The organism is Chitinimonas sp. (genome assembly GCF_041904975.1).
In the GTDB taxonomy this organism is placed as follows: domain Bacteria; phylum Pseudomonadota; class Gammaproteobacteria; order Burkholderiales; family Chitinimonadaceae; genus Chitinimonas.
On sequence record NZ_JAYRLZ010000131.1, the window covers coordinates 1 to 11,625 of the forward strand.

Sequence of the window (11,625 nt, forward strand, 5' to 3'; positions counted from 1 at the left end):
AGCGTGCTGAAGTGGTTGCGCAACGTGCCCAGGTAGCGCTTTGTGTAGGGGTAGAGTCCCTGGTCTATATAGCGCTGCACTACCTTCCGCTTGATTTCGAGCACATCGCGGCCCAGGTTCAGCAGCCGGTCAAGCGTGGCCATCAGGCCCGCTTCGTCCCCGGCATGTACATAGCCGAGGCGAGCACAGTTCACAGTCACCACGCCGACCGAGCCAGTCTGCTCGGCTGACCCGAACAGGCCGTTACCACGCTTGAGTAGCTCGCGTAGATCGAGCTGCAGGCGGCAGCACATCGAACGAACCATATGCGGTTCCAGATCGGAATTGAGGAAGTTCTGGAAGTAGGGCAGGCCGTATTTGGCGGTCATCTCGAACAAGAGATGGGTGTTCGGGTGGTCCCAGTCGAATTCCGGCGTGATGTTGTAGGTAGGGATCGGGAAGGTGAACACCCGCCCCTTGGCGTCGCCGGCCATCATCACTTCGATGTAGGCGCGGTTAATCATGTCCATCTCAAGCTGCAGATCGCCGTAGCTGAATGGCATTTCGTCGCCACCGATATACGGAATCTGCTCGCGCAGATCCTGGGGGCAGGTCAGGTCAAAGGTCAGATTGGTGAACGGTGTCTGCGTGCCCCAGCGGCTGGGCACGTTCAGGTTGTAGATCAGCTCCTGCATAGCCTGCTTTACCTCGGCATAGCCCATGTCGTCACGGCGAATGAACGGTGCCATATAGGTGTCGAACGACGAAAAGGCCTGCGCACCCGCCCACTCGTTCTGTAAGGTGCCAAGGAAGTTGACGATCTGTCCTACGGCGGCCGACATATGCCGTGGCGGCGTGGCTTCTACCTTACCCGGCACGCCGTTGAAACCTTCGGTCAGAAGGCGGCGCAGTGACCAACCGGCGCAGTAGCCGCTGAGCATGTCCAGATCATGGATGTGAATGTCGCCGGCGCGATGTGCCTTTCCAGCTTCAGGTGAATAAACATGGCTGAGCCAGTAGTTGGCCGTTACCTTGCCGGCCACGTTCAGTATCAGGCCACCCAGGCTGTAACCCTGGTTGGCATTGGCATGCACCCGCCAGTCTCGCTGGTCGAGGTATTCCTCCATGGCACTTTCGACGTCTACCAGTGTGTGTTTGAGTTCGCGCAGACGGGCGTGCCGCTCGCGGTAGACAATATAGGCGCGGGCGGTGCGCCACCAACCTGCCTCTACCAAAGTCTCTTCGACCAGATTCTGGATAGTTTCGATATTGGGGCTTGATTGTTTGGCGAGTCGCCGTGCAATGTGTTTCGACAGCAGTTCTGCGACGCCTTCATCGAATTCCTGGGTTGCTTGGGCGGCTGCATAAATTGCCTTCGCAATTTTCCGGACGTCGAAAGCAGTCTGTTGACCGTCTCGTTTGATTACATATTGGGCGTGCATTGAACACTCCATCTAGTAGCGTGAGGCGAAAGTTAGCACTAGATATTGTGTTTTTATGTGGAATGGCCGGGCTTATTTGAAATGCTTGACCGGGGTCAAGCAGCGTGAGGGGGAACTATCTGGGAGCGTATCGCCGATAAGATTACTTCCATGCCATGGCGAACAGGAGACTAGCGCCGGAGCAAAAACTGCGTAATTAGCACCACCGCCGCTTCGTCCCATCTCACGGCGAGGGGTTCGGCATTGCGCAGGTAGATGAGGGCGCCAGATGACAGGGTTTCGGACTTGCCGTGGCAATGGAACTGCAGCGTGCCGCTCAGGCATTGCAGGCTCATGGCGCCGGCGGCGCGTTGTTGCTGAATATGCGTGCCAGCCGCGAGCGTCAGGCGGAAGATCTCTATGTGCTCGTCGCGCGCCAATACTCGGGATGTCTCGGTGTCTGCCGTTGGCTGGTTGACCGACACCTAGACCACGTCACCTCTTTTTGCGTGTCGTTGCGCCATATTTGCCCCCGTGGTGGATAGTTGCCATTTCGTTCAGATGGTCTTGGAATACCGCATCATCGGTTGGCCCTGGCGCAGGTAGCGGTCGAACACCATGGCGATATTGCGGACCAGCAGGCGGCCGCGGGCCTGGATTTGGATGCGCTGGTCGTCGATGGTCAGCAGGCCGTCTTGGGCTTGCTTGTGCAGGTCGGCCAGCTCTGTAGCGAAATAGTCGGCGAAGCGGATATCCCAGTCGCGTTCGACCTTGGCGATGTCGAGGGCGAATTCGCACATCAGTTGCTGGATCAGGGTGCGGCGTAGTTCGTCGTCGCGGTTTAGCGCCAGGCCGCGAAACAGCGGCAGCTTGCCCTCGTCGAGCGCGGCATAGTACTCCTCGGTGGTGCGCACATTCTGGCTGTAGCTAGCGCCGATCTTGCCAATGCCGGATACACCTAGCGCCAGCAGGTCGATATCGTCGTGGGTCGAGTAGCCCTGGAAGTTCCTGTGCAGGGTGCCGGCGCGCTGGGCCACTGCCAGCTCGTCGTCGGGCAGGGCGAAATGATCCATACCGATGTAGACATAACCAGCGCCGGTTAGCCTACCGATAGCCAGGCTCAGGATATCGAGCTTGGTGTCGAGCGAGGGCAGGTCGGCTTCTTCGATCTGCCGCTGGGTTTTGAACACATGGGGCAAATGCGCGTAGTTGTAGACCGATAGCCGGTCCGGGCGCATGGCTAGCACTTTGTCGAGCGTGAGACCAAAACCTGCCAAGGTTTGCTTGGGCAGGCCGTAGATCAGGTCGATTGAGATCGACTTGAAGCCGTTGGCGCGCGCCGCATCGACCACGCAATGGGTCTCCGCCTCGGTCTGGATGCGGTTAACCGCAAGCTGCACATCGTGATCGAAGTCTTGCACTCCCAGGCTCATACGGTTGAAACCCAGTCTGCCAAGCAGCGCCACGGTTTCGGCCTTGACCTTGCGTGGGTCGATTTCGATCGAGTATTCGCCTTCGTTGCGGGGAGCGAAGTCGAAATGCTGGCGAAGGGTGCTCACCAAGCGCTCCAGTTCGGCATCCGACAGGAAGGTCGGGGTGCCGCCGCCAAAATGCAGCTGCTCAACGCGGGCCCTTCCAGCGAACAGCGGTGCCTGCATGGCGATTTCTCTGTCGAGGTAATTGAGGTAGACCGCTGCCTTGGCCTTGTTCTTGGTAATGATCTTGTTGCAGGCACAGTAGTAGCAGATGGTGTTGCAGAAGGGGATGTGCACATACAACGACAGTGGGCGCCGTCCACCTGCCGAAAAAGTACTTGCCGTTAGTTCGCGGTATTCGGCTTCGCCAAACCCACTTTGAAAGCGGTCGGCCGTGGGGTAGGAGGTGTAGCGCGGCCCATTTCCGGACAGCCTCTCGATCAATGCTTTGTCAAATTGCAGGCCCTGAACGTCAAACGTCCTATTGGCACTGGAGTCGGTGGGGGTCATTGTCAACCTTGCATTGGTGAGGGAGTATCGCTTAGGGACTCCCGCGTTATGACGAGGATCACGTCTCTGGCGCGATGGCCACAAGCCGCATCAGGTCATTCACTGCCCGCGGTGATTCGATCAAATCTGCTAGGGTGTACTGATCGAGCGATTGAAAAAAGCCGTCGAAGGATTGCTTGAGAATGCCGGCGAGCTTGCAACTGGCGGAGATGCGGCATTGGTTATCGGCAGCAAAGCATTCAACGATGGGGCTACCGCCTTCTGATTCACGCACGATACGACCGAGGCGGATCTGATCGGCTTGCAGGGCCAACCGAATACCGCCGCCTTTTCCCCTTATCGATTCCACTACGCCGGTTTTGGCCAAATGGTGCACCACTTTGGTCAGATGGCTCTCTGAAATGCCATAGCTGGTGGCAATACCCTGTATGGTGGCCAGCCGGTCGGTATTCACAGCCAGATACATCAGTACGCGCAATGTGTAATCGCTAAAGCTGGTCAGTTTCACAACCACTCCATGGTCAACTTGAGCGCCGAGATAAGGTGAACGCACGATCTGCATATGTTACGACAGATGGGGGAGCGCATTCCTACTGCAGATTGTGAAGCTTGATCAGGTATCAGACGCCTGGCCTCCAGCAGTGCTGCGGATGATGGTTTGGTCGCCGCCCCAGTCATGCCAGTCATCGCCCCAAAACTCGACGGGATGCTGGGTTCGGTCCGAACCATTTCCGCAGGCCAGATTGTCGGCTGGGCAGTATTTATCGCAGCCCCAGCAGATACGCTCGGGATGGGCAGGATGGATGGGAAACTTTTTCGCCACGCTGGCTTTCTCCGCTAGTTGGCGCCAGCTGTATTTGTTGCCAGCTGGCGCCAATTCGTCAGGCCAGAGCCGGTTTGAGGGCCGGTTCTTCGCGACGACCGATCAACTTGATGGCAAACAGAGCGAGGCACAGCACGCCCAAGGCGAACACGATATCGCCGGGCACGCGCAGCCAGACCAGCATTGTCATCACATCTGAATGCACAATCTCTGGCGAGCGGGCAAACCATAGCCCCTTGCTGACACTTGCCCAAGCCTGATAGATGCCGGCAGGCACCAGCGAGATGAACACCATCATGGCCAGCCCAATGTTCATCAGCCAGAACGCTGCCTTTACCAGGCCGTCATTCCACTGCAGGCGTGGGGACAGGCCGCGCAGGCAGAACAGCATCAGGCCAATACCCAACATGCCATATACGCCAAACAGGGCGGCGTGGCCATGGGCCGGCGTCATATTCAAGCCTTGAACGTAGTACAGCGAGATGGGTGGGTTGATCGAGAACCCCAGCAGGCCGGCACCGACGGTATTCCAGAAGCCGACAGCCACAAAGCACAGGATCGCCCATTTATAGCTGGCCACCCAGGGCGCAGCGCGCGAGCGCTGGTAGTTCCGATAGCCCTCCAGGCCAACCAAGGCAAGCGGTACGACTTCCAGCGCCGAAAACACGGCGCCTACGGCGATGACCGAGGTAGGCGTGCCGGTAAAGTACAGATGATGCAAGGTGCCCAGAATGCCGCCGAACAGAAATACGATGGTTTCCAGCACGATGGCACTGTTGGCAGTGCTCTGGCGGATCAGGCCAAGACGCGAGAACAGCAACGCGATGACCGCAGTGGCGAACACTTCAAAGAAGCCTTCCACCCACAGGTGTACCAGCCACCAGCGCCAGTATTCGATCATCGAATAGTGACTGTGCTGGCCCCACATTAGCGAGCTGGCGTAGAAACTGCCGATACACGTTGCCGACAGAAACACCATGGCAATCAGTCCACGGCTTTCGCCAGGGCGCAGCAGTGCGGGCCATAATCCGCGGGCCATCAGTGCCAGCCAGATCATCAGACCAGCGAACAGGCCGTACTGCCATATGCGGCCCATGCTGGTGTATTCCAGACCCTGGTTGCCCAGCCAGAAGGCAAAGTTGGTCCCCAGATGCTGCAGGTTACCGATCCAGCCACAGGCAATGGAACCGCCAACAACAATTAGCAAGGCGTAGAACAGGACATCAACGCCCAGTTTCTGAAACTTCGGTTCGCGACCCGACAACACCGGAGCGATGTAGAGGCCGGTTGCCAGCCAGGCGGTGGCAATCCACAGCACGCCAAGCTGGGTGTGGATGGTGCGGCTGACCACGAAAGGCAGTACTTCTGCAAGTGGGATGCCGAAAAAGCTCTGCCCTTCCACGGCATAGTGGGCCGAGATGGCGCCCATGCCTACCTGGACCAGCAGCAGGGCGATCACCACATAGAAATACTTGCGGGTAGCGCGCATTGAAGGCGTCAGTGACAGGTCGATCAGCGGGTCATTTTTAGGCGCCGCCGGGTCAGCTTCGTCACCATGGGACATGTGGTACCAGATCATTGCCGCAATACTGGCAATCATCAGGATCACGCTGGCAATCGACCAGATGCCATTGCCGGTGGTCGGTGCATTGTCGATCAACGGTTCATGGGGCCAGTTGCTGGTGTAGGACAGATGGGCTTCGCCTGGGCGATTGGTCGCAGACGACCACGACGACCAGAAAAAGAAGGCCGGCAGGGCCTGCAAGTCCTTGGGGTCTTTCAGCGCATCGCGCGTCATGGCGTATTGTTCACGCAGCTTGTCTAGTGAGGCCTCATTACCAAACAGACCGATGTAATGCTGCGATAGCTCGGCAATCACCGCAGCCCGTTCAGGGCTGACCACCAGGCGGCCTGTATTGGCGTCGTAGCGATTGCGACGCATTTCTTCCTTGGTGCGCGCTGCGATCACTGCTTGCTCATCCGGCCCCAGCTTATCGAACGCACTGTGGTACTGCTTCTGCGCTAACGTATCACGCAGGCCGACCACTTCACGATGCAGCCAGTCGGCCGACCAATCAGGGGCGATATAGCTGCCATGGCCCCATACCGAACCGAGCTGTTGACCACCGGCTGACAACCAGGACTCTTGTCCATGCTGAACCTGGTCCCCGCTGAACAGCAGCGTGCCGTTGCTGCTGATGACCTCTTTGGGAATCGGCGGGGCGGATAGGTAGATCTCCCTGCCTATCCAGCCGAGTGCGGCAAAGGACAGGAGGAATATCACGGCGAGCGTGCGCCAAAGGCGGTGCGAGTTGCTCATGATGGCCTTCCTTGGTGAGGTTGAAAGAAGCTATAAGATTCATACTATTTGTATCTTTTATAAGATGCAAGAAAAATGAATCTAATTCTGTTGATGTTGAAAGGTTGCTCAAGGCTGCGAGCCCCGCTTGGCGAACTAGGCCGGCGGGGCCAAGGTCGTTAGCCCGGTTTGCCGTCCTGGCGCGCCTGCCAGTAGATCGGAAGTATCCGGGTGGCCCAGGCAATCATCACCGCCAGCCAAAGTAAGGACACTACATTGATCCAGCTTGCCGACAGGCCCAGCAAGGCAATAACCACCCGCAAGGCGGCTACGCCGTGCATGGCGAGATAAATGGCCCAATAGCCAGAGTCGGCCACCAGCTGGCGGCCACCATGGCCCAAGGTAACCCGCGTGACAAAGCCGACTAGCATGGTGCAACAAAAGCCCAGTGCCAGCGCGTGCGCTGGGGCTGCGCCGACGGGCCACCCAAATACCGACAGCGCCTGCAGCAGCAGCGCCGGCGCCAACCATGCAAACGACAGATGCAGCATGGCCAACAGGTGATTCGTCATGACCCCGCGCTGCCACCAGCGCCAGCTGGTAAAGGCCAAGGATAGCGACAGTGCCAGGGTTACGCAGCCGGTCAGCCGCGGGCTATCCAACAAGCCACTTAGCACCAAGAGCGCACAAGCCGCAAGCCAGCCATCCAGCAGGAAACGGGGGCGCCATATGGCAGCGCCGGGCAGGGCAGACTGGGTAAAGAAGGGCAGCATACGGTGGGATACGGTCAGAAAAATTGGCAGCAGCATCCCCCATAGTGCGGCATCGCGAGCTTGTATCCACAAACGGCCATCGCCTGAACGTACCCAGAGAACCGCCAGCATGATCACCAGCGTACCCAGCAGCATGGCAGCCAACAGTCGCGACGGATGAAACCTGTCGGCCTCCGAGCTGCTGCGCAGGCAGCCAAGCCAGCGCAGTGTTGCGATCGCCCAGACCAGCTGCATGACCAACAAGCCGATCACCGGCCAGCTTCCGCCATGCGCGAAGCCGATCAGCGCCAGTAACACGCCAGACAAATATCCTATCGCCATGGGGAAATGGCGCGTAGACGCTGGCAAATTCAGCCACTTGGGGCCAGCCGTGAAAATAAAGCCAAGCATGAACAAGGGAAATACGCCTAGTGGCATCATCAGCGCGTGCACCATCACGACCGGATAGGCGTGGCTGCCAGGTGCGAGTTGCAGACTAATCAGCCACCAGAGCGCCATGGCCAGCAGAGAAAGCACACCAGCGGCAAAATAGGCGCGATGTGGTGCCTGGGCTAGCCTTTGCCAGCCTGTCGAAGTGTCGCTTTGGTAGACAGTCAGGCCCATGCTTTGCCTCCGCGACGCTGGCTCATCGCAGCGCCCAATCGTTGCAAGGTCTCTGCCGACAATTTGCTGGCGGCCCCATATACCAATGCCTCTTCCTGATCGGCATGGGCGGGATAGCGTTGGGCAAAATCGCCGAGCTCAGCTGGGCTCGGTAACCATTGCTGCCTGGTCACAGCATCCAACCAGGGTCTTACCGCCAGCCACAGCGCATTTAGTAACGCATGCTCAGCCTGCAAGGTGTCCAATGAATGATTCAGCTCAAGCTCGCCGAGCTGACGCAGGGCAGGGAATAGATCATCTTCCTCATCCGCGTGGTGTAACGGGGCAGCGCGCTCGAAATACCGTAGCACATTGGTGGCCGCCTGAGCCGCTTCAAGATCAGCGCCATGCTCGGCAAGATGCTGCGCGATACGGGGCGCAAGGCTAGCAAAGTGTCGCACTTTGTCATGGCAGGCCAGCAGCAAAGCAATCGGGTCGTCAAAACCGGGGGCGGGGGCTTGGCTCAGCATCAGGTCTTCCTGTATGGATGGGCAAACGGCGGGGATGCCGACAATAGGTACACCCGGTCTGCTGCAGGTGACTTGCATTAGTGTCTGGCACTTCCAAGCGGCTTCCAATTCCACTTCGGGCCTAGTTCTGAAGACCTAGGCATGGGTAATTTGCGGATTCAATTGATCTGCGTCAGTTTTTTATGGGGGGCGGACGGTAGCTTGGCAGTAATCAGCGGTACCGCGAGGTACCTCCCGCCCGAGGCCTGACACGGCTTCCATTCAGGAGATTGCCAGATGAGCACCAGAGCACCCCTTGTCACGCCCTTGACCATGGCCTGCTTGTCAGCCCTGCTAGGCGTACTGCCTGCAACGCAAGTGCTTGCCGATGAAGTACTACCGGTCATTCATCAAGAACTGTTGGCGCCGCCATTCCTGCCTCCGCCCGTTGCCCGCAAGACAGCTGCAAAGGTGGTCATCGACCTGACCGTCGAGGAAGTCGAGCGCGAAATCGCGCCGGGTTCGACCTACACCTTCTGGACCTTTGGCGGCACCGTGCCGGGCAAGATGCTGCGGGTGAGGGAAGGGGACACAGTCGAGCTGCATCTGAAGAATCTGTCCGGCAACAAGCTGCCTCACAATATCGATCTTCACGCTGTGACCGGTCCAGGTGGCGGTGCACCACAAACCTTGATTGCGCCGGGCAATCAGGCATCTTTCACGTTCAAGGCGCTGAACCCAGGTTTGTATGTGTACCACTGTGCGACCGCGCCGGTTGGCATGCATGTGGCTAATGGCATGTACGGCATGATTTTGGTTGAGCCCAAGGCCGGTCTGCCCAAGGTGGATCGTGAATACTATGTCATGCAGGGTGATTTCTATACCAGCACCGGCTATCGCGCAGGCGGCCTGCAGCCATTCGATATGCAAAAGGCAGTCGATGAGAAGCCAACCTATGTCGTGTTCAACGGCGCAGACCGAGCGCTGACCGGCAAGAATGCGCTGACGGCGAAGACCGGAGAAAAGGTCAGACTGTTTTTCGGAGTGGGCGGCCCGAATATCACCTCCAGCTTCCATGTAATTGGCGCCATCTTTGACAAGGTTTACTTCGAAGGCGGCATGAGAACGCAAGAGCAGGTGCAGACCACTTTGGTGCCCGCTGGCGGTTCGGCCATCGTCGAATTTACCCCCAAAGTCCCTGGCAATCTCACCATGGTCGATCACTCGCTTACCCGTGCATTCAATAAGGGTGCTATTGGCCTGATTGCCGTAAGTGGACCGGAACGCCCTGATATTTACAGCAAGGGCATTCTCAGCCCCTTGGCCGATGCCAGTTCGGCCAAGGAAACCAAGGTTGCTCCAGGCGAAGAGGCGCCGGTAAATGCCGAGCCGCCAGCCCTGCATGACGCGGGGCCGGCCAATCATGGTCAGGCAGTATTCAGCAAGCACTGCGTGGCGTGTCATCAGGCCAATGGCCAGGGGGTGCCAGGCGTATTCCCGCCGCTGGTTAATTCGGACTTCATCAAGAACAACCCGATCGAGGCTGCCAAAGTGATCCTAGGTGGCCGCGCCGGCGAAATGACCGTGAATGGAGTGAAGTACAACGGTGTGATGCCATCGCTCGATTTGTCCGACCAGGAGGTGTCGGAAGTGCTCAACTTCATCAACACGCGCTTCAATGGCGGCAAGCCGGTGCTGGATGCTGAGGCCGTGAAGAAGCTGCGCAATAGCAAGTAAACGGGTATGCGCCACCGTTTCTGGGCGACAGCCCTGCACTTTATGCTGTTGACGCTGACCAGCCAGTGCTGGGCGGACGACGACTACCTGCCCGTGCTTGGCGGTGTGTTTCGCAGTGCACTGCCGGAGAACGATGGTCCAGTAACGGTTGCGCCATATAGACTTCGCCGCACTCCGGTGAGTAATCGCGAATTTCTTGCCTTTCTCAGTCGATACCCGCAGTGGCGCCGTGACCAGGTGGCCAGACTGTATGCGAGCGATGGCTACCTGGCGCAATGGCGTGCAGCTGATCAAGTGGCGGAGGATATGCTCGATTCGCCGGTCAGTGCAGTCAGCTGGTATGCCGCCCGCGCGTTTTGCGAGGCCGAAGACGCGCGCTTGCCAAGCTGGTACGAATGGGAATACGCCGCAGCAGCCGATGCCTTCCGCGTTGATGCACGTGCCGATCTAGCCTGGCGCGCCCAGATCCTGCGCTGGTATGAACGCCCGGCATCGCGCGCTTTGCCGCCGGTTGGTCGAGCTCCCAATATCTGGGGGGTACGCGATATGCACGGCGCGATCTATGAGTGGGTCGATGATTTCAATGGGTTGTTTGTCAGTGCCGACAATCGCGTGCAAGGCGAGCAAAAAACGCTGGAAACCTGTGGATCTGCCGCGTTATCGCTGGATGATCGTGAGAACTACGCAATCTTGATGCGCATCGCCATGCTGGCCGCGCTGTCGGCACGCGATGTGGTCGGCACGGTTGGTTTTCGCTGCGCCCGTGATGGGGAGATGTAACCATGAGGTATTTGCTTGGCGCAGCGATGGTAATGTGTTGTCTGCTCGGGGGCATTTCGGCCCAGGCTGACAAAAGCCAAGCCTCGCTACCGGCTGATTCGCTGTATCGCATGACTGTGCCGCTGACCAACCAGCAAGGTGCCAAGCTGGAACTCGGTGATCTGGCAGGCAAGCCGGCCTTGATCACCATGTTTTACGGCAACTGCGCAGTGGCTTGCCCGGTGACTTTGCACAGTGTGCAATCCATAGTGAATAGCCTGCCGGCAGAGCAGCGCGGCGAGCTGACCGTGCTGCTGCTCAGTCTCGACCCGGCCAAAGATACCGCGGCAACACTGCAGGGACTGGCGAAAACACAGCAAATGCAGGATACGCCCTACCTGTTTGCTGTCGGCAAGAACGAGCGCGACACGCGCGCCCTGGCAGCAGCGCTCGGCATCCGGTATCGGCGGCTTTCAAATGGCGAAATCAATCACAGCTCGCGCTTGGTGGTAACCAATGCGCAAGGACAAATCAATTTCACCAGCGACAATCTCGCTCCGGCAGGTGATCCTGCGGTGCGAAACGCGCTTACGCACATGCTTGTTCACTAGGCGCTGTTGATATAGCGCTGGCGGATCGCGTTTCGCCGGAAAGCCGCCAGGCGAAAGGCGTTTTGCAGGCGAGGTAGTGATACCTCATTGCGCAACAATACCGCGCCTGGCGGCTTTCCGGCGAAACCACCAGGGCTGGGCCGAGTT

General features: G+C 58.4%; 11 protein-coding genes. 3 read left to right on the forward strand and 8 right to left on the reverse strand.

Annotated elements, in window-relative coordinates; translation table 11 throughout:
- From ACE3OH_RS12905 to ACE3OH_RS12940, 8 genes are all read right to left on the reverse strand, one after another.
- Positions 1-1,421, reverse strand: a 1,421-nt coding sequence (locus tag ACE3OH_RS12905; RefSeq protein ID WP_374353250.1) for a ribonucleoside triphosphate reductase, incomplete at its 3' end; no start/stop codon positions are given.
- A gap of 170 nt (positions 1,422-1,591) precedes the next feature.
- Complete coding sequence (locus tag ACE3OH_RS12910) at positions 1,592-1,885, reverse strand: hypothetical protein (RefSeq protein ID WP_374353257.1); 294 nt, start codon at positions 1,883-1,885, stop codon at positions 1,592-1,594.
- A gap of 72 nt (positions 1,886-1,957) precedes the next feature.
- Entirely contained in the window at positions 1,958-3,385 is a 1,428-nt protein-coding gene (gene hemN / locus ACE3OH_RS12915) for an oxygen-independent coproporphyrinogen III oxidase (protein WP_374353260.1), read from the reverse strand.
- 58 nt (positions 3,386-3,443) lie between these two features.
- Positions 3,444-3,893 (reverse strand): Rrf2 family transcriptional regulator, encoded by a 450-nt coding sequence (locus ACE3OH_RS12920; protein WP_374353263.1) that lies wholly within the window; start codon positions 3,891-3,893, stop codon positions 3,444-3,446.
- Between the two features lie 105 nt (positions 3,894-3,998).
- Positions 3,999-4,208, reverse strand: coding sequence for a DUF3079 domain-containing protein (locus ACE3OH_RS12925; RefSeq protein WP_374353266.1), 210 nt, complete (start codon positions 4,206-4,208; stop codon positions 3,999-4,001).
- Positions 4,209-4,266: 58 nt separating this feature from the next.
- The gene (locus ACE3OH_RS12930) at positions 4,267-6,528 is read right to left on the reverse strand and encodes a nitric-oxide reductase large subunit (RefSeq protein WP_374353269.1); all 2,262 of its coding nucleotides are present in this window, start codon (positions 6,526-6,528) and stop codon (positions 4,267-4,269) included.
- A 158-nt stretch (positions 6,529-6,686) separates the two neighbouring features.
- Positions 6,687-7,883, reverse strand: a complete 1,197-nt coding sequence (locus tag ACE3OH_RS12935) for an NnrS family protein (protein WP_374353272.1) — start codon at positions 7,881-7,883, stop codon at positions 6,687-6,689.
- The gene (locus tag ACE3OH_RS12940) at positions 7,874-8,470 is read right to left on the reverse strand and encodes a hemerythrin domain-containing protein (RefSeq protein WP_374353275.1); all 597 of its coding nucleotides are present in this window, start codon (positions 8,468-8,470) and stop codon (positions 7,874-7,876) included. The genes ACE3OH_RS12935 and ACE3OH_RS12940 overlap by 10 nt, the downstream gene beginning before the upstream one ends.
- A 198-nt stretch (positions 8,471-8,668) precedes the next feature.
- On the opposite strand from ACE3OH_RS12940, the gene nirK reads away from it, so the two are divergent.
- The 3 genes from nirK to ACE3OH_RS12955 are packed head-to-tail and all read left to right on the forward strand — an operon-like array spanning position 8,669 to position 11,478.
- Positions 8,669-10,108 carry a copper-containing nitrite reductase gene (gene nirK / locus ACE3OH_RS12945; RefSeq protein ID WP_374353278.1) on the forward strand — a complete coding sequence of 480 codons (1,440 nt, stop codon included), beginning with the start codon at positions 8,669-8,671 and terminating at the stop codon, positions 10,106-10,108.
- A 6-nt stretch (positions 10,109-10,114) separates the two neighbouring features.
- Complete coding sequence (locus ACE3OH_RS12950) at positions 10,115-10,888, forward strand: formylglycine-generating enzyme family protein (RefSeq protein WP_374353281.1); 774 nt, start codon at positions 10,115-10,117, stop codon at positions 10,886-10,888.
- Between the two features lie 2 nt (positions 10,889-10,890).
- Positions 10,891-11,478 carry an SCO family protein gene (locus ACE3OH_RS12955; RefSeq protein WP_374353284.1) on the forward strand — a complete coding sequence of 196 codons (588 nt, stop codon included), beginning with the start codon at positions 10,891-10,893 and terminating at the stop codon, positions 11,476-11,478.
- Positions 11,479-11,625: the final 147 nt, after the last annotated feature.